Genomic DNA, 22001 nt, shown 5'->3' on the forward strand with positions numbered 1-22001 from the left:
CCTGCAGGGTGCGACCGCACTGCCGTCGCCGATCGTGCCCACCCAGGCACCGCAGCGGTAGGTCGCGGTAGCTTTCCCGCAGACCCCCGCCGGGAACAATGCGGCTTTGTTGCAGTCCAACTGACTGAAACCCACATGGATCCGCCCTGGGTGGACCCGCGAAAGGCCCGCATCGCAATCGTCGGTGCGGGTCTTTCGCCGTCGGTGTCTACAGTGGTACGCGTGAAGTTTCGTTCTCCTGTAGTTGCCGCCACCCTCGAGGGGCATGTCGATGCTGATGCCGAAGTCCTTGCGGTTGATGACGGTGCTGGCCTCGAAGCCGGCGACCGGTCCGTTGCCCATGCCGGCGTTGACGCCGTTGAACTCGAGCTTCAGGTCGATGGAGTTGGTGACGCCGTGGAGGGTGAAGTCGCCGGTGACGACGAAGTCTCCGCCGTCGGCCTTGACCGAGGTGGACTTGAACGTCGCGGTGGGGAACTTCTCGACCTCGAAGAAGTCGGCGGTCTTGAGGTGGCCGTCGCGCTGCGCGTTGTCGGTGGTGATGGACGCGACGTCGATCTCGGCGTCGACGGACGGGGTGCCGTCGGCGTCGACGGTGATGGTGCCGCTGAAGTTCTGGAAGCGGCCACGGACCTTGCTGACGACAAGGTGGCGGACGGTGAATCCGACGGTGGAGTGGGTTGCGTCGATGGCCCAGGTGCCTGCGGTGAGCTCGGGAAGTGCGATGGCGGTGGTCATGAGGACTCCTAGATGGGTTGAAGGTTCAAACTCATAGTACACAAGCGGACCGGGGTCCGTATATATTCCGGATGAGCAGGAAGTGACGGACGCCATACCGCGCGGGGTAGCTACGCGGGTTCCGGATCGCCCTTGGTGTCGCGGATGCCCTCGGTGCGCCGCAGCTCGGCGGTCTCCTGCTGCTCGAGCGCTGCGGTCTCCTGCTGTTCCAGCGCGATGTCGAATTCCAGATCGGCGTGCTGATGCCCCCGGAACAGCACGAGGAACACGATCCATCCGACGATGGCGACGAGAATGAAGCTCACGCCGCGATACACCAACGCCGAGGCCACGGCCTGCGATGCGCTGATCGAGGCAGCACTGGTGAGGAACGCGATGAGGGTCGCGTCGACCACCACCAGGCCGCCGGGTGCGAGAGGAACCGATCCCACGGCCTTGCCCGCAGCGAACGCGATCAGCAATCCCGACAACCGGGGATCCGCGCCGACGGCGAAGCATGCGAACGCCAGGCAGGCGACGTCGGCGAGTCGATGCACGGCGGACCACGACAGAGTGAGCGCGCCGTCGCGCTTGCCGAGTTGGACGGACTGGATCTGACCGATGATCTTGTCGATGCCCTCGGCACCGGCGTCGAGCTCGTGGTTGCGGAACGCGTTGTATCGACGCAGTCCCCAGCGCGCGATGTTCTTGATCGACTGCGGATGGTTCGAGATGTAGCGAACGGCGACGACGATCGCGATGACACCGGCGATCGGCAGAACCAGCGTGAAGGTGTTGAACGAACTTCCGACCACCAGTCCGCCTGCCACGCCGAGGACGGCAAGACCGGCAGCGGCGATCACGCCCGAGATGGCCAGTTGCCACGACGCGACGACCGGGCTCGCACCCCAGCGGCGGGTCTCGCGGTAGGTGAACGCGGTGGAGAACACCTGGCCTGCGGGGAGGGTGAGCGCCATTGCGGTGCTGCCGTAGATGACGGACACGGACTTGCGTTGGCGTACCTTCACACCGCCTGCGTCGAGCAGTTGCTTCTGCACTCGGCCGAATGCACTCAGCGACACGGCCTGGGCGAAGACGCAGGCCGCCAGCCAACCCCAGTGGATTTCGCGGACGGCGGTCCAGGATTCGTGCAGCCGCGGCCAGAGATAGATCGCCTCGCCCACCAGCAGGGCCACCAGGGCGATTCCGGCGATCCACTTGACCCACCGGAGTCGGTTGCGCGGACGCCGTACTGCGGGTCCGCTGGTGGAGCTGGGGTCGGGCACCCTGTCAGACTAACCGTCGCTGGAAGAGGAGTCGGGATACTCCACCGGCCAGGCCAGATGGGTGGCACGTCGTCGACCACGTAGTTGTACCTGGTCTCCCAGCTCCCACTGTTCCTGTTCCTCGTCGTCGGCGAAGTACAGGGCCGAGGTCGACGCCAGGACGCGTCCGGGACGCAGTTTTGCCAGCTCGGTCAGTCGCGACGCCTCGTTGACCGGGTCTCCGATGACCGTGTACTCGAAGCGCTCCGACGCACCGATGTTGCCTGCGACGGCCAGTCCTGCCGATACGCCGATGCCGATGTCGAGGCCGGTGATCTCGTCCAACGCGAACCGCAGTTCACGCGCGGCGGCGAGCGCGGCGGTCGGCGCGTCGGGACGATCCAGTGGGGCACCGAAGATCGCGAGGGCCGCGTCGCCCATGAATTTGTTGACGAACCCGTGATGACGTCCGACGACGTCGACGACCACCCGGAAGAACTCGTTGAGCAACACCACGACCTCGCTCGGTGGGCGCTCGGAGGCGGTGGCGGTGGAGCCGACCATGTCGACGAACAGCACTGCGACGAATCGTGTCTCGCCGCCGAGCTCGGTTCCGAACTGCAATGCCCGACGCGCCACGTCCTCACCGACGTGCTGGCCGAACAACTCTCGTAGGACGCGTCGTTCTGCCGATTCCTCCATCATGCGGTTGAAGCCCACCTGTAGGCGTCCGATCTCGGAACCGTCGAACACGTCGACCTCGACATCGGTCTCGCCGCGCTGAACTCGCTCGATGGCGCTGTGCAGCTGACTGATCGGGTCGGAGATCTGGCTCGCGGTCAGCATCGAGAGTACGAATGCCTGCACGATGGCCAGCACGCTGAGCAGGATGATGGCCACGGCGAGCGCGTTGGGGGAGAACACCAGATCGGTGGTCAGCTGCGTGGCGCACAGCAGAATGATGCCGATGACGGGCATCAAGGTGCCCAGGCCCCAGGTCATCGCCATGCGGGTACCGACGCCGGGGGTCATCGTGCGGTCGAATCTGCCCTCGCTCAACGCCAGGGCCGCGACCGGACGCAGGATGCGCTCGCCGAGCATGTAGGTGAATCCGAACGTCACGGTGGCCGCCATACCGACGGTGACGATGACGGCGATGGACAACGACGGCATCTCCGCGATGGTCAACAGCACGAAGATGATGCCGCCGATGATCCACAGAATGAGGTGAACGATCGCCTGACGCAGCGGCGCGTGCAGCGTCGTCATCTGCTCCTTGCGGGTGGGTGGGCCACCGCGGAGCTGCCACCGGATCACCGAGCGCAGGAGGAAGTACGCGTAGATCAGGCTGACGACCAAGGCCACCAGGAGGTACGCCCCGAAGATGTACACGTTGCGGACGCGGTCGGCGACGATCGATTGCGATTCGGGGATGGGCAGGCCGTATCGCACGAAGGCGAACACGAGCACCGCACCGAAGACGTTGGCGATGAGCATCGAGAGCATATAGAGCGGCCAGCGACTCTTCAGGGTGAGCGAGACCGCTCGGAAAGATGCCAGCACGGGTTAAATTTAGCGGGTGAGCACCGACGAGTTGCGGGCGCAAGGTACGGGGGCGTCCCCGGGCCCCGGTTCGGCTGCGGATTCGGTGCATCCGCTGGTGCGGGTCGGCGCGGAATGGACATGGCGACTGCTTGTCCTGTTTGCCGGATTCATCACGTTCTGCCTGGTGGTGGCCAAACTCAGCACCGTCGTCATTCCGCTCGGTCTTGCGCTCCTGGCGTCGGCGATGCTCGTTCCCGTCGTCGATTGGATGCACCGACGCGGAGTGCCACGCGCCGTCGCGGTGATCGTCGTGATCATCGCCAGCATCGGTGTCGTCGCCGGCATCATGACCTTCATCGTCGAGCAGTTCATCGAGGGCCTACCGCAGGTGGGTGATCAGTTCACCCAGTCCATCAACGGCATCGAGGAATGGCTCAGCAACGGCCCGCTGCACATCAGCGAGGATCAGATCAGGCAGGCCACGGACAGCCTCGTGAAGGTCGTTCAGGACAATCAGGAGGCCGTCACCAGCGGAGCGCTGACAACTGCGGCGGTGATCGGCGAGATACTCACCGGCGCGTTGCTCACACTCTTCGTCCTCATCTTCTTCCTGTACGGCGGAGATCAGATCTGGCAGTTCGTCACCCGGCTGGCACCGACCGCGGCCCGCAGAAAAATCCGCACCGCGGGCATCCAGGGCTTCGGGTCGCTGGTGGGATACGTCCGGGCGACGGTTGCCGTCGCGGCCGCCGATGCCATCGGCATCGGAGCCGGGCTGGCCATTCTCGGTGTACCACTGGCACTTCCGTTGGCCTCGTTGGTGTTCATCGGCGCGTTCATACCGATCATCGGTGCGGTGTTGACCGGATTCGTCGCGGTGTTCATCGCACTCGTCACCAAGGGCCTGATCACCGCGGTCATCACCCTCGGCATCGTGGTGGCCGTCATGCAGCTCGAAGGCCATGTGCTGCAACCACTCCTGCTGGGCCGTGCCGTGCGGCTGCACCCGCTGGCGGTAGTCCTGTCCATCACCGTCGGCATTCTGCTCGCGGGCATCGTCGGAGGCCTGCTGGCCGTACCGATCGTCGCCGTCCTCAACACCGCTGTGCGGTCGCTGCTGGCCGCCGACCCGGACGAGGTCTACGAGGAACTCGAGGTGCCCGACCCGCTGTACTCCGCCGAGCCGAGCGACCCGCACACTCCTCCCGGAAGCGACGAGCCGGAGCGACTCCCCAAGCGAGAGTTGAAGACTCCGAACAAGAAGACCGATGCAGACGGCTGATCGGGTCGGGACCACGCTCACCTCGTCCGATCCCGACACCCCGCTGTGGCGTGCCTCCCAGGTCTTTCGGCTGGTCACCCTCGTCTACGCCGTCGGCTACCAGGTGGCCACCGTCGACAACTACACCAATCCGCGGTTGAGCTGGATGTTGGTGGCGTCGATGGCCGTGTGGTCGGGGGCGTCGGCTCTGATGCTCGCGCGCGCATCGCTTCCGCGCTGGCAGGTGGTACTCGCCGATCAGATCATCGTCGTCGCCCTGATGGCGTCGACACGGCTGGTGGCCGATTACGACTGGTACAGCACCCGGCAAACATTGCCGACCACACTGTGGGCCACCAACGCGGTCATCTCCGCCGCAATCCTGTTGGGCCCCAAGGGCGGGATCGCGTCGGGAGTGGCGATGTCGGTGGTCAGCGCACTCGTCCGCGACCGCTTCGACTCCGACCTCTGGTCCGACGCCACCGCCCCGGTGCTGCTCTCGGCCGGACTGGCGCTGGGGATGGCGTCGAACACCGCCCGGCGGGCCCACGAAGAACTGCGTCGGGCAGCACGGTCGGCGGCGATCACCGAAGAGCGGGAACGGCTGGCGCGGCAGGTGCACGACGGAGTGTTGCAGGTACTGGCTCTGGTGCGACGGCGCGGGCTCGAAATAGGCGGGCCGGCAGCCGAACTCGCCGAGCTGGCCGGCGAGCAGGAGGTCGCTCTGCGGGTGCTGATCTCGGAACAGGCGGCTCCGCGTGGCGATCACGCCGATTCGATCGTCGATGTGCGGGCGCTGCTGCGAACTCAGGCGGGTTCCTCAGTGGCTGTCTCGACTCCGGCCGATCCGGTGCTCGTCGACTCCGACGTCGCCGAGGAGCTCGCCGCTGTCGTGGCGACCGCACTGTCCAACGTCGAGCTGCACGCCGGTGCCGATGCGAAGGCCTACGTGCTGCTCGAGGACGTCGACGGGGAATTGATCGTCAGCATTCGCGACGACGGCCGCGGAATCCCGGCCGGACGGCTCGCCGCCGCCGAAGCGGAAGGCCGGATGGGCGTCTCGAAATCGATACTCGGCCGCGTCGAATCTCTCGGTGGTACTGCGATACTCGACACCGAGGAGGGCGAGGGAACCGAATGGGAGATCCGCATTCCTCGAACGAAGGGACTTCGATGACCGAGGACACGAATGCCGACATCGCGGTGATGGTCGTCGACGATCACCCGATGTGGCGCGACGGCGTCGCCCGAGATCTCGACGCTGCCGGATTCAGGGTTGTCGCCACGGCAGACGGTGTCGCCGCTGCCGGCCGCCGCGCGCGAGCCACCACTCCCGACGTCGTGCTGATGGACATGCATCTGCCGGACGGCAACGGAGCCGACGCCACCGTCGCCGTCCTGGAGGCATCGCCGCAGACGAGAATCCTCGTGCTCTCGGCGTCCGCGGAACGCAACGACGTGCTCGACGCCATCAAGGCGGGAGCGACTGGTTACCTGGTCAAGAGTGCATCGGCCGAGGAACTGTTCGACGCGGTCCGCGCCACGTCGGCCGGGCAGGCGGTGTTCACTCCCGGCCTCGCGGGCCTGGTGCTCGGAGAGTTCCGGCGGATGTCGTCGTCGCCGCAACCGGAATCCGACACCCGTCCGACGCTGACCGACCGCGAAACCGAAGTGCTACGCCTGGTCGCAAAGGGTCTGAGCGCCAAGCAGATTGCGACCCGACTGACGCTGAGCCATCGCACCGTCGAAAATCACGTCCAGGCGACCCTGCGAAAATTGCAACTGGCCAACCGCGTCGAACTGACCCGATACGTCATCGAAAAAGGGCTGTGAGGGTTTGCGTCGGTAGCTCAGGGGCACTCTGCATCCCATGACCGACAACGAAAAATCAGTGGACACCACCGTCGACCCGGCGAAGCACTCGAAGGGTGTCGACGCCGATCTCGATCAGACCGGCGACGAGCGTGACGAGGCGATCGACGAATTCGACGGCCATCTGGACGGGTCGGGTGAGGATTCTTCGCTACCGACGCCCGAGCCGACCGACGTCGCCGACAAGTCGCATGAGAAGACCGTCACACGGTCCGAGTAGCTACTGGGCGCACAACCTGCCGAGCGCGAACTTGGCGACCGGCACGTACGGCAGAACCAGCGGCAGTGGGCCGTCGATCGTCAGCCACGCCCTGGTGCCGCTGGGGCGTGAGACCACGCCGTGCGTCAGGTCGACCCCGATGGCCTGGTTCTGGAACCACGCCGACCACGCCCACGTCCACGACTGCTCGTCGACCGAATGCACCCGGAAGTCGATCGGCACGCCCAACGGCCCCAGTACTCGGCCGGTGGTGTCGGCGTCCAGCCGCTCGCCGCGGTACTCGACGCCGATGATCTGCGGTGCCCAGGTTCTCCAGGCCGTCGGTTCCATGTAGCGCTCCCAGACCTCGGCGGCGGGGGCGTTACCGGTGGATTGCAGTGTCACTCGCATCTGTTCCACCTACCCGTTGGTAGCGATCCCCACACAGAAATTCCGCGAAGGTTCGGTCACCATCCATCGCCGCGCCGTCGGGCGGACTTGTCGCTGGGAAGACTGGTCGAGTGCGCATCGTCCAACTCGCCAACTTCTACGGACCGAGGTCCGGGGGATTGCGGACGGCCGTCGACCAGCTCGGATCGGGGTACGTCGCGAGCGGCCACGAGGTGATTCTGATCGTGCCGGGAGATCGACGGAGCGAGACGCTTCTGCCGTCGGGAGTGGTGCGCATCGAGGTGCCTGCACCGCAGATCCCGCTCACCGGTGGGTATCGAGTGGCCGACCCGCGCCGGGTGTCCTCGGTGGCAGCCGGACTGCGGCCCGACGTGATCGAGGTATCGGACCGTCTGACGCTGCGCGGCATGGGCGGCTGGGCAGCGCGTCGAGACGTACGGAGCGTGATGATCTCCCACGAACGCCTGGACCGACTGCTCGCCCAGACGATGCCGATGCGCTGCGCCCGTCCGTTGGCCGATCTGGCCAACCGGCGTACCGCCGAACAGTACGACGCCGTCGTGTGCACCACCGAGTTCGCGCAACAGGAGTTCGAGCGCATCGGCGTTCGGAACGTGCAACGGGTACCGCTCGGTGTGGATCTCGACCTCTTCCATCCGCGTCGCCGCATTGCCGGCGAACGGTCCGCATGGCTGGGCAGCGCCGACCGGCTGCTCGTGCACTGCGGCCGACTGTCGGTGGAGAAACACGTCGAGAGAAGCATCGATTCGCTTGCTGCACTCTGTGATTCGGGAATGCGGGCACGGCTCGTCATCGCCGGCGACGGCCCCCGCCGAGCCGGCCTCGAACGACGCGCCCGCGGTCTACCCGTCGAATTCCTCGGGTTCGTCGACGGCAGAGCGGCCGTCGCAGCCCTGCTGGCTTCCGCGGACATCGCTCTCGCGCCGGGACCGCACGAGACATTCGGGCTCGCCGCGTTGGAATCGCTCGCCGCAGGTACGCCCGTCGTCGTCTCCGAGACCTCGGCGCTGGCGCAGATCGTCACCCCGCACTGCGGTGGATCCTCCGAGAACACCGCAGACGGATTCGCCGCCGAGATAGAACGAGTACTCGAATTGCCGGTCGACGGCCGCCGCATCGCCGCCAGGTTGCGCGCCGAACAGTTCGGATGGCCCGCGTCGGTGTCCGGAATGCTCTCCGTCCTGGGCGGTCGCGCAGCGTGAGATCTTCGCTACCCTGATCACATGGAGGCAAGGGATCTACGAGTGTCCGATGCCGAACGCGAGCACGTCGGAGAGCTGCTGCAGCGCGCCGTGGGCCAGGGCATGCTCTCGCTCGGTGAGTTCACCGAGCGAATGGACACCGCATTGGCGTCGAAGACCCGCGGTGAACTGAACTCTGTTCTCGCCGACCTGCCCGGGATGCAGATCGCCGAGGAACATCGCCCGGCACCGAGATCCTTCGCCGCGCCCACCCCGCAACCGACCCCGCGCCGCGTCGTTCAGGAGCACTGGGGGCACGGCAGCGGCGCGTCGGACACACTGCGCGGCACCATGTCCACCATCACCCGCAAGGGCCCGTGGAACGTGCCGTCGAACCTGCGCCTCGCCACCCGCATGTCCACGGTGACACTCGACTTCACCCAGGCAGTCATGTCCACCCAGGTGGTCGAAATACACGTCGACGACTACTGCAGCACCGTGACCCTGATCGTGCCGACCGAGGCGACCGTCGATCTCAACGGTGTCGACACGGTGGCGGGCAGCGCCACCAACAAGGTCCGCACCGGCCCGCCGTACGGGCCACTGCACCTCGTGGTCTCGGGCAAGGTCCGCCTGGGCTCGGTGACCGCCAAGCATCCGTTCGGTAGCTCGTTCCGCCGCATGTTCGGCTAGAGAGGCGCTTCTACTCGAGGAATCCGAGTAGCACTACTCACGCTTTTCGGCCGCGACGGTCGCAGGATCGAACCCATGACTTCTTCCCAGAACTCCGGGCTGGATCCGCAACTCGTCGCGCGACTGTCCAGCCGCTTCGATTCCCTGGGCGACCACATGCGCCAGGTGGCCGTCGATCTGCAGACACTGCAGTCGCAGTTCGGTGCCGCGGGTGCCGCTCCTCGTCAGGCCCCTGCTCCAGCCCCTGCCGTTCCGCCGCCGGTGGCACCACCGTCGTTGCCCCCGCAGCCCTACGGTCAGCCGTTCGGCCAAGCTGTCCGTCAGCCGATGGGACAGCAGATGGTTCGGCCCCAGCCTGCCCCGCCCTACCCCACGCCGCCGAGGGGACCGATCGTCGCACCCAGGCCCCCGGCTCCACCGCGGGAACCATGGTGGCAGCGTGACGGTGTCATCAGCCGCCTGCTGGCTGTCGCCGGCGCAGGCGTCACTCTCGTCGGTGTCGTGATGCTGCTCGTTCTCGCCGCCCAGGCCGGGTGGTTCGGCCCTCCGCTGCGGGTCGCGGCGGGCGCAGTGTTCTCACTCGCGCTGATCGGTGCGGGCGTCCGTGTGTTCGGTCGCTCGGGCGGACGGATCGGCGGGATCGCCGTGGCCGCCACCGGCATCGCGGGCCTGTATCTCGATGTACTCGCGACATCCGTCCTGTACGGCTGGCTCGATCCCGTGCTCGGTCTGATCACCGCATTCGGAATTGCCGCAGCCGGAACGGCACTCGCAGTGCAGTGGAAGTCGCAGCCGATGGCGGTGCTGATCCTCGCCGGTGTCGCAGTGTGCGGACCGGTGCTGACCGACGGCCTGACCCTGACCTTGATCGCGTTCCTCGTCGCCACCTACGTCTCGAGTTTCCCGGCGCAGATCGGTCGGAATTGGCAACTTCTGCAGGCCGTTCGGACCGTACCGCTCGTCGGCGCGGTACTGGCTGCCATCGCGAGTGCCGATCTGTCCGGATCCACCGGCGACCTCCGGCTGTTCCTGGTCGTCGTGGCGGTGGCCCTCCTCGGCATCGGCACGTCATTGGAGTTGTTGCGCCGCAACGTCTCCGATGTGGTCGCCACCGTGATGATCGCTCTCACGTCTCTGCCCGTGCTGGTCTCCGCCGACGTTTTCGATCGCGGGGCCACCGTCGCCCTCCAGTTGGTTCTTGCTGCTGCGGCTCTGGCGATCGTGATTCTGGTGAACTGGTTGCCGGGGCACGCTCGCATCACCGTCGCGGTGGTCGGAGCCCTGGCGACGCTGCAGGCCGCAGTCGAGTCGACGACCCTCGAGATTCGCCCGGTCGTGATGTTCGCAGTCGCCTCGGCTCTGATCGCGGTGGCCCACAGCACCCGCTCGACTCTCGCATACTCGATCGGCAGCGGATTCGGCGTGATCGGTACGTTGATGTTCGTCTCGGTCAGCCCGCCGCAGGCGCTGCTCGACTCCGATCTAGCCGTCGGCAGTGTCGGTATCTCTCTCGGTGGAATCCTCCTCGCTGCAACGGCACTCGCTTTCGTCTACGTGCTGGCCGAACTGAAACTGGTCGACGACGGACTGCAGACCCTCGGCATCGTCTCCGGCGTACTTGCCCTGTACGGCTTGACGACGGCAACGGTGACCCTCGGCATCGGAATCGGCGGCGAAACAACAGGATTCACCGCAGGCCACACCGCGGCAACCATCGAGTGGATGATCGCAGCCTTCGCGCTACTGGCCTTCGGGCTGCGCAGCGTCACCCACGCTCATCTGGCCCTGCTGGCCGGACTGTCCTTGACCGCCGCAGCCATCGCGAAACTGTTTCTGTTCGACCTCGTCGCTCTGGACGGACTCTTCCGAGTCATCGCCTTCATCGCCGTGGGATTGCTGCTCTTGATCGCCGGTACCCGATACGCAAAGGTGTTCGCGGACCGAGAAAGTGCGGCAGTTTCCCGCTGATCCCCCTGCTGCGTCAATGGACCACTGCATGCGTCTCGACGGTGCAGTGGTTCATTGACGCGGTGCGGGGGTGGGGTCAGGAGTTCTCGGGAGTTGTTTCGCCCCAATCACATCGGGGTCAGCGTGAACGGTTGCGCTCGCGCGCGAGTAGTTCACTGACGCTGAGAACGTGTCCGCTCTCCCCGCCGCGATGACGACCGCTGTCGCCGCCCTCGGTGGTCGGTGCGGCCCGACGGCCCGACGGCTTCTCGGACGGTGTCTCGCTCGACGCGGACCCGTTGCTGCCGTTGCGTTCGGTGCCGTTGCGTTCGGACTCGCCGTTGCGTTCGGAACCGTTCTGCGGCGAGCTGTTCTCGTCGTCACCGCTGTGGTCCGAGCCGTTCGCGGTCGAACCGTTGTGGTTCGTACCGTTGTGGTTCGTACCGTTCGCGGTCGAGCCGTTGCGCGGTGTGCTCGGGGGCGGTGATGCGCTGGGTGCTCGCAGGTCGGCGAGCCAGCTCTCGATGGAACGCGAATCCGGTTCCTCCGCGCGAGGTGCGCGAGCAGCACGGGTTCGGCTCGGCGGCTCGACGGTCGGACGCGGTGCGCTCGGTGCACGAGGCGGCTCCGCCGACGGGGGAGCAGCCACCGGGTTGACCGGCGGTGCGGGCCGGACGATCTCTGCTGCCTGGGTCGGCTCCGGCTCGACGGTCGGGCGCGGTGCCACCGGCCGGCTCGGGGCGGGCCGAGCAGCGGGTCGGTCCTGCGGAGCAGCCTGGGCCCGGGGAGGAGTCTGGGCCTGGGTAGGAGTCTGGCCCTGGGGAGGAGTCGGGCGCGCAGCCGGTGCCGGAGGTGTGGTCGGTGCCGCACGGGTCGGCTCCGGTGGGGTTGCCGGACGTCCCGTCACACTGCGTCGGGATTCTTCCTTCGCGGCGTGGGTCGCCCGAATGGGACCCCCACCATGCGGTGCGACCACCGGAATGGGCTCGGTGAGCGGCTCGTTGCGGCGCGGTGCCGGGCGCATCGGCGGCGCGACGGTACTCGACGGTGCACCGCCTGCGAGCGCGAGCTCGGGCACGTCTTCCATGGGGAGAAGCTCGTCCTCGAGGATGGTCTCGCCGAGTCCGAGTTTCTGCTGGATTCGCTTCATCCACTGCGGGGCCCACCAGCAGTCGTCGCCGAGCAGTTTCATCGTGGCGGGCACGAGGAACATGCGGATGAGGGTGGCGTCGATGATGAGGGCGGCGATCATGCCGTAGGCGATGTACTTCATCATCACCAGGTCGGAGAACGCGAACGCTCCGGTGACGACGATGAGGATCAGGGCCGCGGCGGTGATGATGCGTCCGGTATGCGAGGTTCCGATGCGGATGGCTTCGCTTGTGCTGGCACCCTTTTCGCGTGCTTCGACCATCCGGGAGAGCAGGAACACCTCGTAGTCCGTGGACAAGCCGAACACAATCGAGATGATCAGCACCAGCACCGGAGCCATGATCGGACCAGGGGTGAAATTCATCAGCCCCGCCCCGTTGCCGTCGATGAATATCCACGTCAATATGCCCATGGTGGCACCGAGGCCCAGGACGGTCATGAGCACCGCCTTGATCGGCAACACCAACGATCCGAACGTCAGGAACATCAACAGCGTCACGATGAACACCACGAGCACGGCCATCAACGGCAGCTTGTCGATGAGTGCACTGATGGAGTCCTGCTCGATGGCAGGCGTACCGCCGACGAGAACCGACGCTCCCTCTGGCACGTCGATACTGCGCAGGAAGTCGATGGCGGGCTTGGAGTCGTTGCGATCGACCAGTCCGGCCTTGAAGACGATGATGCCGTCCTTGCTGGCCCCGTTGGGAGTGAACTGCTCGATCAATCCCGGCGCATTGTTGGCCTGGTTGGTGATCGCTGCGAGGTTGGGCCCCTGTGCGTTGCTGATCACCAGCTTGATCGGCTCGGTGCGCTGGCCGGGGAAGAGCGAATCGAACTCGGCCTGCGCCTCGCGGGTCACGTTGTCCGGAGGCAGATAGGTCTCGTTGATACCGCCGAACTTGATGTTGCCGACGGGCAGCGTCAGGAGCACCAGGCCGAGCACGATGGGCACGGTGACCTTGACGGGGTTGCGCATCACCCAGCGGGTGAGGCGGCCCCACATGCCGTTCTCGATCTCCTCGCTCGACTTGGTCTTGCGCATGAACTTCAGACCGAGCGCGTCGACGCGAGGGCCGAGAATGGCGAGCATCGCGGGCAGGATCGTGATGGCCGTCAGGGCGGCGAGCGCGACGGTGGCGATCGAACCGTAGGCGACCGATTTGAGGAAGCCCTGCGGGAACAGCAACAGACCACCGAGGGACGCGACGATCATCGTCGCCGAGAACACCACGGTGCGACCGGCCGTCATGACGGTCCGGCGCACGGCCTGTGGCGTCGAGTAGCCGTCGCCGAGTTCTTCTCGGAATCTCGAGACGATGAACAATCCGTAGTCGATCGCCAAGCCGAGGCCGACGAGCGAGACCACGGGCGCGACGAACGAGTTGACCTCGGTGAAGTTGGTGAACACCTTCACGATGCCGTTGGCACCGACGACCGTCAGGCCACCGATGATCAGCGGAAGAGCGGCGGCCACGACGCCGCCGAAGATGAAGAACAGCAGTACTGCCACGGCAGGGATGGCGAGGATCTCCATGCGCTGGATGTCGCCGGCCATCGTCGACTGCAATGCCCCCGCGACGGCCTGCAGGCCTGTCACCTGCACGTCCACGCCGTCGATGTAGAAGACATCCTTGACGGCCTGGAAGTTGTTGGTCAGTTCGGTGTCGTTGGCTCCGGCGATGGCGATGCTGGCGATGGCGTGCTGTTTGTCGGTGGTGCCGAGTGCAGCGAGGTTGGGCGCGCCCGTCCCGGGAAAGTACGTGCCGTTGATCTTCTCTATCTGGTCCGGATGGTCGGCAACCAGAGAGTTCAAGTTGTCGGTGATCGCCGACTGGAACGCCGGATCATCGATGGTCGAGCCCTCGGGAGCGGTGTAGAGGACGATGACGTCGCCCTGCTTGTCGCGACCGAAGGTCGTGTCTGCCAGACGGGCAGCCTCAGCCGATTCCGACGTCGGATCGTCCCAACCGCTCTGACTGAGATGGCTGTTGAGATCGAGACCGTAGGCGGCGAAGCCCAGCAGTCCGGCCACCATGACACCGATAACGGTGTACCGCAGCCGGTAGACGATGTCTCCCCATCTGGCGAACACTTAAGAAACTCCTTGGCGCCCGACGAGCAGGGCGGACAGCGGTCGGAAGGGCTGCAGCCACGCGCCCTCGTCGGGGAGCGAATCGAGACTCACCCGAGGCAGTGGCTCACGGAAGACGCCCGGGATGTCCTCGAGGTCGAGGAATTCCAGGATGTCCGACGTGACAGCCCAGCTTGCGTGCTCCCGGAATCCCAGTACCTGTACGGGCACTCCGGTCGCTGCGATGGCCTCCAGCGGCCCCTTGAACGCTTGACCGTCGGCGGACGCGACCATGACACCGGCAAGGCCGCCGTCACGGTTGCGGAAGTCGATGTGGTCGAGCATGTCTGCGTCGACGTCACTGTCTTCGTCGACCTTGGGCTTGGCGAACACCGCGAATCCCACGTTACGCAATGCTTCGACCCAGGGTCGGACCACATCTGCGCTGCCGGGGGCGATGTTGGTGAACACCGTGGCCTCGGGTTCGAGCGTCGCGGTGCCCGAGGTGGAGAGTTCGGCGGTGCGGCTGAGCAGCCATCGGCCCAGGGCATCGAAGCGCGGACGGTAGGCGGCGGTGGGTCGACCACCCAGAATTGCGCCCAGTCCCATGTCCAGGTTCGGGGCATCCCAGACCAGCAGGACGCGTTTGCTGTGGCGCGTTTCACCGATGGCACCGAGTTCTGAGGGGTCGACCACGGTGTCGGGCATGTCCGTACTGACGCTCATGCTGTCTTCTTTCCCCAGATCAATTCCGTCACCGAGCTACCGACCAGCTGTGCTTTGCCCTCGAACTTGGTCACCGGTCGCTCGTGTGTCATGGGCGATTCCCAATCGAGAACGGTCAGACCGGGCTCGGCGTTCCCGGCCTCGGCAATCCACTCAGCGTATTCGGCATGATCGGTTGCCACGTGCAGAACGCCACCGGGCTTCAACCGATCCGCGATCATCGCGAAAGTCGGCCCCTGCAGCAGCCGACGCTTGTGGTGCCGAACCTTGGGCCACGGGTCGGGGAAGAAGACACGGACGCCGGTCAGCGACTGCGAGGACAGCATGTTCTCGAGCACGTCCATCGCGTCACCGCGCAGCAATCGAACGTTCTCGATGCCTTCTCGTTCGATCTGTTGCAGTGTCTGCGCCAGGCCGGGGCGGTAGACCTCGACGGCCATGAGGTTGACGTGCGGCTCGGCCGAGGCCATCGCCGTGGTGGCCGTACCGGTACCCGAGCCGATCTCGAGAATCGCCGGGCCGCTGCGCCCGAACCAGGCGTCGATGTCGATCTGCTCGTCGGCGACGTCGCGACCGATGCGCGGCCACAGGCTGTCCCAGGTGGTCTGCTGCGCCTCGGTCAGCGCTCCGCGCCGAGAGCGGAAACTCGTCACGCGTGGGTAGAGCCGTGAGCCCCGTTCCTGGGTCTGCACGGCGTTCTCCTCGGTGTCGACAGAGGTGTCCTGGGGCTCGTTCACCGGTCCATTGTCGCGCATCGACGGGGCGTGTGACAGGTGGGTCTCGAGTTGAAGTTGAGACTTGCCGTCCAACCGCTGATCAGCGGTGGGACGCACCCGACTAATTACAACGATGCAATTCGTTTCGATCGCTCGCGAGCGCCCGCATGTGCCAGAATCGGTGCCGCAGCAGGGGGCTGTGCGTCGCGTCCGGAAAGTGGCGGCGGGATCGTTCTGGGGGAATCGATCATGGATGTCGCCGAGGCCGGTCTGGGCCTGTTGCGTGACCGGGTCGCGTCGACCGACGCACGCGAGGCCGTCGAAAACGCCGTCCACGATCGCCTGCGGCCGCTGACCGCACGGGTGGCCGGCCGCGCCGGCGTCGGGAAATCCGCTGTTCTCGCCGTTCTCGAGTCGGTGCCGCTCGACGCCGACGGCCTCGATGTCCGATGGCGCGAGGGCAGGACGGACAACAGCGAGGGCGAAGTGCTCGTCCACGTGATCGCGGGAGCGGTGTCGCCGGTCGACATGGCATTGCTGAGTTCGAGGCCGAGGGGTGTTCTGGACGGGACGGTCGTCGTGCTGACGAAGGCGGACACACTCGACGATCCCGCAGCAGACGCAGCAGCGGCCTCGCAGCAGCTGGGGCGGACGGTGTTGCCGGTGATGGGAGCGACCGCGGCGGGCATGCGGGGAGTGGGCCGAGCCGGCGCGCCTCTGGACATGGCCGACGTACGAGCCGTTGCGGCGGCCGATCTGCGCCCGACCGATCTGATGACCGTCGATCGGTTTCGCGCCGTCGACATCGAGGTGTCGACGCGTCGCAGAGAAGCTCTGATCGAATGCATCGAACTGCGTGGTCTCGCCCTGCTGGTCGACGTACTGCGGCAGCGACCCGCCGTGTCCGACGGCGATGCGGTGCGCATGCTGGCCGACGCCACCGGTGCCGACGCCCTGATCGCCGCGGTCTCCACGGCCGTGTCGGCGGCCGCAGCGGCTCGGGACGCCGAGCTGCATCGCAGCATGCAACAGATCTCCGCCGGCCATCGGCGTGTTCGTGCCGCCGTCGAGTCGTACTTGGCCTCGGACGAGGCGGTGGCTGCCGAAATGCGCTGTGCAGCTCTACGTCTGGGAGTGCCGATCGAGACCGGTTCGAAGCAGGTCGCGTCGGAGCAGGCGGTGCTGTGGAAGAGGCGGGCGGCCGCAGCCGTCGATCCCGACGTACGTCGCGCCGCACTCGCACTGTGCCGAGGCCACGTACGAATGCTGCGCCGGTGATCCCGCTGTCGGAGGACATGAAAAGTGTTCTACGACGCTGGAATTCCAGTGCCCTGGACGAGATCGAGCGCGCCAGGGTCAGTCGACCTGCCGGGGTTCACCTCACCGGTACTGCAGGGTCGGGCAAGTCCGAACTGCGCCGTGAGCTGTCCCGGCTCGTCGGTTCCGCCATCGAATTCACGGATTCGGTGGCCGATGCGGCGGTCGTGATGATCGTCGTCGACGCGTCGGCCCCGGTGGGTCGCGTCGAGGTCGAGCAGTGGCGAGCAGCCATCGAATCCACACCGGTCGTGTTCGTGGTGAACAAGATCGACGTGCATCGGCACTGGCGTGAGGTGGTTTCTGCCGACACCGATGTCGTTGCCGAGTGCGTCCCACGGGCGGTGGAGTGCACGTTCCATCCGATTTCGGTTCGGTTGGCGCGGATGGGCCGGGAGAGCGGTGACGCTGCGATGTCCGCGGAGTCGGGTCTCGGAGCAGTGGCGGACCGGCTCGGCGTTGTACTGCTGCAGACCGCGGCTCTCGGAACCGAGCGTAAATATGCTGCGGCAGTGCAGGACTGCGCATCCGGAGCCAGAGCGTCGATCGTGGCGAGAGCGCGCGCGGTGACCGGCGGTAGTGATACGGCCGAACTCCGTGCGCGGCGAGCCGAGCTCGTCGGCGAACGGGACAATCTCGGTGGTGATCGACGGGCACTGCTGCACAATCGAATTCAACGAGTACGCGTGGAGTCCGTCCATACCGCCGCCGAAGACTTTCGAGCTCTGACCGCCGAGGTCAAGCGCACGATCGACGGAGCCGGGCGTGCCGAACTCACTCACCTTCCAGCGCACGTCGCCGAGTCTGCGCGCGGTGCTCGGAATCGAGCCGACGCGGCGCTCACGGCCCGATTGCGGGCGGTGGAGACCGAGCTCGGGCTCACGCCGCGGCAGGCGGAGTCGGTCGCGGACGCCCCGCTCGATATCGGGGAGCCGTCCCGGCGCCGGGGCGTCGAGGATGTCGTCATGATCGTGGTCGGCGCGTCGGCGGGGGTGGGACTCGGGCGGCTGGTGGTGTCGCCGATGGCGCTGGTGCCGGCCTGGGCGGTTGCCAACACCGTGATCACTCTCGTCCTCGGTGGTGCGCTCGCCTGGTGGATCACGCGCTCGAGGTCGTTGGTGGCCGACCGCGCCCACCTGCGCGGATGGACGCAGGAAACGGTGGCTCGGGTGAAATCGTCGGTGGAGCAGCGGTTGCTCTCGCGGATTCTCGACGCCGAGTCGATGCTCGCGGCCGCTGTCGCGAGTGCGGACCGGGACGCAGTGGCCCGCATCGACGTCGCACTGGCCGAGGTGGACGCCGAGCTGCGCCGGCTCGCCGACCACCGATCGGCGCTGTTGTCTGCCTGCGATCGCGATCTGTCTGCGCTGGAGCGGGGCCTCGAGCGATTTCGTGGATCGGTCCCTCTTTCTTCCACGCACGGGGAACCGTTCGACGAGCCGGTGCGTCGGAGTCAGTAGGTGCAGTGTCGGTTCGTCAGGTTGGTTGGTCGAGTGAGGAGCGTCGATGATCGCGGTGGATGGCTTCGCAGCAGGGGATTTCCTCACCGAGGAGGTCGAGCCCCACGAGGTCGACGATCCGGGCGCGCCCACGGTCTCGACGGACCTGTTCGATCTCGACGGCGACGGCCACTACGAGACCACCGTGCGGCATACCGACGCCGGGATGACGGTGGCGACCGACGTCGACGGGGACGGTGTGACAGACAAGTTCACGGCCTTCGGACGTGACGGGCAATACCGAACCTGGGAGATTTTTCGAGAAGCGAACGGTATCGGACGGGGTGAAATGACCGATTCGGGCGAGCTCTAGCGCGTGTGTACAGGCCCGGCATCGCCGCTGGTGGGGGCCTTCTTGCACGGAACTTTCCCTATCTGAATCGGTCTTGTGACCAATCGGACAACACCCTGTTTCTGGATTCACGTCGCTCGGCGTTAACCTGATGAACAGGACATCCGGCGCTCGGTCCTCGGCTTGCTGTACGCGGTAACATGGTGTACTGCAGCTCGAACGGCCGAGCAGCGCCCCGCCGAGAGGGGAAAACCGAGATTCATTCGCGCGTAGTCGCCCACAGCGACCGTGCGGATTCTTCCCGGTTCCGGCTAACCCCAGGAGAGTTAGATGACCTCAGCGACCATTCCCGGTTTGAGCGGCACCGACAATGTGCCGACTCGACACAAAGAACTGCTTGCCTGGGTTGCTCAGGTAGCCGAACTGACAGAACCGGACTCCGTGGTGTTCGCTGACGGATCCGACGCCGAATGGGAGCGCCTGACCGGCAAGCTGGTCGAGGCCGGCACCTTCACTCGTCTCAACGAGGAGAAGAAGCCCAACTCGTTCCTCGGCAACTCCGATCCGTCGGACGTCGCTCGCGTGGAGTCACGCACCTACATCTGTTCCAAGGAAGAGATCGACGCCGGTCCCACCAACAACTGGATGGAACCGTCCGAGATGCGGACGCTGATGACCGATCTCTACCGCGGTTGCATGCGTGGACGCACCATGTACGTGGTGCCGTTCTGCATGGGCCCGCTCGACGCGGCCGACCCCAAGCTGGGCGTCGAGCTCACCGACTCCGAGTACGTGGTCGTGTCGATGCGCGTGATGACCCGCATGGGCCAGGCTGCGCTCGACAAGATCGGCGACGACGGCTTCTACGTCAAGGCGCTGCACTCGCTCGGCGCTCCGCTCGCCGAGGGCCAGGCCGATGTGCCGTGGCCGTGCAACGACACCAAATACATCACGCACTTCCCCGAGGATCGCGAGATCTGGAGCTACGGATCCGGCTACGGCGGCAACGCTCTGCTGGGCAAGAAGTGCTACTCGCTGCGTATCGCATCGGCGATGGCCCACGACGAGGGCTGGCTCGCCGAGCACATGCTGATCCTCAAGCTGATCTCTCCCGAGGACAAGGCGTACTACATCGCCGCGGCGTTCCCGTCCGCGTGCGGCAAGACCAACCTCGCGATGATTCAGCCGACCATCCCGGGCTGGCGCGCTGAGACCATCGGCGACGACATCGCGTGGATGCGCTTCGGTGAGGACGGTCGTCTCTACGCCGTCAACCCCGAATACGGCTTCTTCGGCGTTGCGCCGGGCACCAACTGGGACTCGAACCCCAACGCGATGAAGACCATCGACCAGGGCAACTCGGTGTTCACCAACGTCGGCATGACCGACGACGGCGACGTGTGGTGGGAGGGCCTCGAAGGCAAGCCCGATCACCTCATCGACTGGAAGGGCAACGACTGGACGCCCGAGTCCGGAACCGATGCCGCGCACCCGAACTCGCGCTACTGCGTGCCGATGGCCCAGTGCCCGTCGATGGCTCCCGAGTGGGACGACCCGCAGGGCGTACCGATCTCGGCGATCCTGTTCGGTGGACGTCGCAAGACCACCGTTCCGCTGGTGACCGAGGCTCGCGACTGGCAGCACGGCGTGTTCATGGGAGCCACCGTCGGCTCCGAGCAGACCGCTGCTGCCGAGGGCACCGTCGGAACCGTCCGACGCGACCCGATGGCCATGTTGCCGTTCCTCGGCTACAACGTGGGCGACTACTTCCAGCACTGGATCGACCTGGGCAAGAACGCCGACGAGTCGAAGCTGCCGAAGGTGTTCTACGTCAACTGGTTCCGCCGCGGCGACGACAAGCGCTTCCTGTGGCCCGGATTCGGTGAGAACTCGCGTGTGCTCAAGTGGATCGTCGAGCGCATCGAGCACAAGGCCGCAGGCGTCGAGACACCGATCGGTGTGGTCCCCACCGCCGAGGCACTCGACATCGACGGACTCGACACCACCGTCGAGGACGTGGCCGAGGCGCTCGCGGTGAACACCGACGAATGGAAGGCCGAAATCCCGTTGATCCAGGAATGGTTCGACTTCGTCGGCGAGAAACTGCCCACCGGAATTCAGGACGAATTCGACGCCCTCAAGCAGCGCCTGGGCGCGTAGTATTCACGACACAGAACGGGGCTCACCGAGGGGTGGGCCCCGTTCTGGCTGTGTGGGTATGCCCCGTTCAGACGGTGAGCGCGGCTGCCCCGGCCAGCGTTCCGAGTCCACCCAATGCGGCCGGGACCACCTGCAGGCCATCGAGGAATTTCAGACGCGCATGTAGCGCGATCGACTCCTGAATCGGATTCCACAGCGGCGGGCCGGCCTGGGCGAAGCCACCACCGATCACCACCATCCGTACGTCCACCAGGGCGACGGCCGACGCGATCGCCTGACCCAGTGCCACTCCGGCGCGCTGCAACGAGGTGATGGCGACCGGCTCCCCGGCGGCCGCATCGGCTGCCAATTCGGTTCCGGTGCTGCCGGTCCACCCCAGCTCGCGCGCCCACCGCACCGCCGACGGACCACTCGAGACGGTTTCCACGCATCCGATTCCGCCACACGCGCAGGGCGTCGTGGAACCGGGGACGACGATGTGTCCGATGTGCCCGGCGTTGCCGCTGGCACCGGCGACGATCTTCCCGCCCAGCACCAACCCACCGCCGATGCCGGTCGACACCACCAGACTCAGCACGTCCGGAACTCCTACGGCGGCACCGAAGCGGTGCTCACCCAGTGCCGCTGCGCTGCCGTCCATCGCGAGGCGGATGTCGGCTTCGGGGAAGAGTTCGGCGAGGTGATCGCGCAGCCCGAAGCCGTTCTTCCACTCGTCGATGTTGATCGGTGCAACCGACCCGGTCTCGAGATTCACCGGACCGGAGCAGGCGACGCCGATCCGGGTGACAGTGGCGGGTTCGGCCGTGTTCCGAAGCAGTTCGGCACAGGCGTCCCAGACATCGGACTCGGGAGTCGGCACCGTGACCGGATTCTCCGGCCGCCCGTCGTCGCCGACGAGTGCCGCCGTCATCTTGGTGCCGCCGATGTCGAGTGCGAGTGCCGTCATCGTTCCA

Annotated in this window: 18 protein-coding genes and 1 pseudogene; 11 read left to right on the plus strand and 8 right to left on the minus strand. The window is 66.2% G+C overall.

Annotated features, from left to right (window positions below):
• Positions 1-246 precede the first annotated feature (246 nt).
• From CH256_RS24670 to CH256_RS24680, 3 genes and pseudogenes are all read right to left on the minus strand, one after another.
• Positions 247-738: pseudogene (locus CH256_RS24670) on the minus strand (YceI family protein); the annotation flags it as partial.
• A 110-nt stretch (positions 739-848) separates the two neighbouring features.
• On the minus strand, positions 849-2003 hold the full coding sequence (locus tag CH256_RS24675) for a TIGR00374 family protein (protein ID WP_068049054.1): 1155 nt from the start codon (positions 2001-2003) through the stop codon (positions 849-851).
• 9 nt (positions 2004-2012) lie between these two features.
• A complete protein-coding gene (locus CH256_RS24680) occupies positions 2013-3488 on the minus strand; it encodes an adenylate/guanylate cyclase domain-containing protein (RefSeq protein WP_068049088.1) in 1476 nt (491 codons plus the stop codon).
• 142 nt (positions 3489-3630) lie between these two features.
• On the opposite strand from CH256_RS24680, the gene CH256_RS24685 reads away from it, so the two are divergent.
• Genes CH256_RS24685 through CH256_RS24700 form a run of 4 tightly spaced genes read left to right on the plus strand, consistent with a single transcriptional unit; the run spans position 3631 to position 6880 of the window.
• Positions 3631-4809, plus strand: a complete 1179-nt coding sequence (locus CH256_RS24685) for an AI-2E family transporter (protein ID WP_094639231.1) — start codon at positions 3631-3633, stop codon at positions 4807-4809.
• Entirely contained in the window at positions 4796-5965 is a 1170-nt protein-coding gene (gene macS, locus CH256_RS24690; protein ID WP_068049057.1) for a MacS family sensor histidine kinase, read from the plus strand. The genes CH256_RS24685 and macS overlap by 14 nt, the downstream gene beginning before the upstream one ends.
• Before the next feature lie 29 nt (positions 5966-5994).
• Positions 5995-6621 carry a response regulator gene (locus tag CH256_RS24695; RefSeq protein ID WP_179272218.1) on the plus strand — a complete coding sequence of 209 codons (627 nt, stop codon included), beginning with the start codon at positions 5995-5997 and terminating at the stop codon, positions 6619-6621.
• Between the two features lie 37 nt (positions 6622-6658).
• Positions 6659-6880, plus strand: a complete 222-nt coding sequence (locus CH256_RS24700; protein ID WP_094671011.1) for an autophagy-related protein 2 — start codon at positions 6659-6661, stop codon at positions 6878-6880.
• Here the strand turns inward: CH256_RS24700 and CH256_RS24705 are convergent, their stop codons facing one another.
• Entirely contained in the window at positions 6881-7270 is a 390-nt protein-coding gene (locus tag CH256_RS24705) for a MarR family transcriptional regulator (RefSeq protein WP_068049094.1), read from the minus strand.
• A 110-nt stretch (positions 7271-7380) separates the two neighbouring features.
• Here CH256_RS24705 and CH256_RS24710 point away from each other — a divergent pair, with 110 nt between their 5' ends.
• The 3 genes from CH256_RS24710 (at position 7381) to CH256_RS24720 (ending at position 11133) form a co-directional block, all read left to right on the plus strand.
• The gene (locus tag CH256_RS24710; RefSeq protein WP_068049066.1) at positions 7381-8493 is read left to right on the plus strand and encodes a glycosyltransferase; all 1113 of its coding nucleotides are present in this window, start codon (positions 7381-7383) and stop codon (positions 8491-8493) included.
• Between the two features lie 21 nt (positions 8494-8514).
• Positions 8515-9165: a DUF1707 SHOCT-like domain-containing protein gene (locus tag CH256_RS24715; RefSeq protein ID WP_094639220.1), complete on the plus strand. Its 651-nt coding sequence runs from the start codon at positions 8515-8517 to the stop codon at positions 9163-9165.
• A gap of 75 nt (positions 9166-9240) precedes the next feature.
• Entirely contained in the window at positions 9241-11133 is a 1893-nt protein-coding gene (locus tag CH256_RS24720) for a DUF2339 domain-containing protein (RefSeq protein ID WP_179272216.1), read from the plus strand.
• 118 nt (positions 11134-11251) lie between these two features.
• Here CH256_RS24720 and CH256_RS24725 read toward each other — a convergent pair whose 3' ends face one another.
• The 3 genes from CH256_RS24725 to trmB are packed head-to-tail and all read right to left on the minus strand — an operon-like array spanning position 11252 to position 15819.
• Positions 11252-14359 carry an MMPL family transporter gene (locus CH256_RS24725; protein WP_094671013.1) on the minus strand — a complete coding sequence of 1036 codons (3108 nt, stop codon included), beginning with the start codon at positions 14357-14359 and terminating at the stop codon, positions 11252-11254.
• Complete coding sequence (locus tag CH256_RS24730; protein ID WP_094671015.1) at positions 14360-15064, minus strand: NYN domain-containing protein; 705 nt, start codon at positions 15062-15064, stop codon at positions 14360-14362.
• Positions 15061-15819, minus strand: coding sequence for a tRNA (guanosine(46)-N7)-methyltransferase TrmB (gene trmB / locus CH256_RS24735; protein ID WP_094639229.1), 759 nt, complete (start codon positions 15817-15819; stop codon positions 15061-15063). The genes CH256_RS24730 and trmB overlap by 4 nt, the downstream gene beginning before the upstream one ends.
• A 210-nt stretch (positions 15820-16029) precedes the next feature.
• Between trmB and CH256_RS24740 the strand changes: the two genes are divergently transcribed.
• The 4 genes from CH256_RS24740 to CH256_RS24755 all read left to right on the plus strand — a co-directional run bounded on the left by CH256_RS24740 (position 16030) and on the right by CH256_RS24755 (position 21048).
• Positions 16030-17058 (plus strand): hypothetical protein, encoded by a 1029-nt coding sequence (locus tag CH256_RS24740; RefSeq protein ID WP_094671017.1) that lies wholly within the window; start codon positions 16030-16032, stop codon positions 17056-17058.
• Positions 17055-18557, plus strand: a complete 1503-nt coding sequence (locus CH256_RS24745) for a hypothetical protein (protein ID WP_094671019.1) — start codon at positions 17055-17057, stop codon at positions 18555-18557. Before CH256_RS24740 ends, CH256_RS24745 begins: the two co-directional genes overlap by 4 nt.
• Before the next feature lie 46 nt (positions 18558-18603).
• Positions 18604-18909, plus strand: a complete 306-nt coding sequence (locus CH256_RS24750; RefSeq protein ID WP_094671021.1) for a DUF6802 family protein — start codon at positions 18604-18606, stop codon at positions 18907-18909.
• Positions 18910-19218: 309 nt separating this feature from the next.
• The gene (locus CH256_RS24755) at positions 19219-21048 is read left to right on the plus strand and encodes a phosphoenolpyruvate carboxykinase (GTP) (RefSeq protein WP_094671023.1); all 1830 of its coding nucleotides are present in this window, start codon (positions 19219-19221) and stop codon (positions 21046-21048) included.
• 67 nt (positions 21049-21115) lie between these two features.
• Here CH256_RS24755 and CH256_RS24760 read toward each other — a convergent pair whose 3' ends face one another.
• Positions 21116-21994 carry an ROK family protein gene (locus CH256_RS24760; protein WP_094671025.1) on the minus strand — a complete coding sequence of 293 codons (879 nt, stop codon included), beginning with the start codon at positions 21992-21994 and terminating at the stop codon, positions 21116-21118.
• Positions 21995-22001 lie beyond the last annotated feature (7 nt).

Source organism: Rhodococcus sp. 05-2254-6, assembly GCF_002258565.1.
In the GTDB taxonomy this organism is placed as follows: domain Bacteria; phylum Actinomycetota; class Actinomycetes; order Mycobacteriales; family Mycobacteriaceae; genus Rhodococcoides.

What these genes read in the sequence shown, in the direction of transcription:
- CH256_RS24680 (WP_068049088.1), bottom strand. Translation starts at nt 3,488, where the DNA reads ATGCTCTCGATGCTCATCGCCAACGTCTTCGGTGCGGTGCTCGTGTTC.
- macS (WP_068049057.1), top strand. Translation starts at nt 4,796, where the DNA reads ATGCAGACGGCTGATCGGGTCGGGACCACGCTCACCTCGTCCGATCCC.
- CH256_RS24695 (WP_179272218.1), top strand. Translation starts at nt 5,995, where the DNA reads ATGGTCGTCGACGATCACCCGATGTGGCGCGACGGCGTCGCCCGAGAT.
- CH256_RS24700 (WP_094671011.1), top strand. Translation starts at nt 6,659, where the DNA reads ATGACCGACAACGAAAAATCAGTGGACACCACCGTCGACCCGGCGAAG.
- CH256_RS24705 (WP_068049094.1), bottom strand. Translation starts at nt 7,270, where the DNA reads ATGCGAGTGACACTGCAATCCACCGGTAACGCCCCCGCCGCCGAGGTC.
- CH256_RS24715 (WP_094639220.1), top strand. Translation starts at nt 8,515, where the DNA reads ATGGAGGCAAGGGATCTACGAGTGTCCGATGCCGAACGCGAGCACGTC.
- CH256_RS24720 (WP_179272216.1), top strand. Translation starts at nt 9,241, where the DNA reads ATGACTTCTTCCCAGAACTCCGGGCTGGATCCGCAACTCGTCGCGCGA.
- CH256_RS24730 (WP_094671015.1), bottom strand. Translation starts at nt 15,064, where the DNA reads ATGAGCGTCAGTACGGACATGCCCGACACCGTGGTCGACCCCTCAGAA.
- trmB (WP_094639229.1), bottom strand. Translation starts at nt 15,819, where the DNA reads ATGCGCGACAATGGACCGGTGAACGAGCCCCAGGACACCTCTGTCGAC.
- CH256_RS24740 (WP_094671017.1), top strand. Translation starts at nt 16,030, where the DNA reads ATGGATGTCGCCGAGGCCGGTCTGGGCCTGTTGCGTGACCGGGTCGCG.
- CH256_RS24750 (WP_094671021.1), top strand. Translation starts at nt 18,604, where the DNA reads ATGATCGCGGTGGATGGCTTCGCAGCAGGGGATTTCCTCACCGAGGAG.
- CH256_RS24755 (WP_094671023.1), top strand. Translation starts at nt 19,219, where the DNA reads ATGACCTCAGCGACCATTCCCGGTTTGAGCGGCACCGACAATGTGCCG.
- CH256_RS24760 (WP_094671025.1), bottom strand. Translation starts at nt 21,994, where the DNA reads ATGACGGCACTCGCACTCGACATCGGCGGCACCAAGATGACGGCGGCA.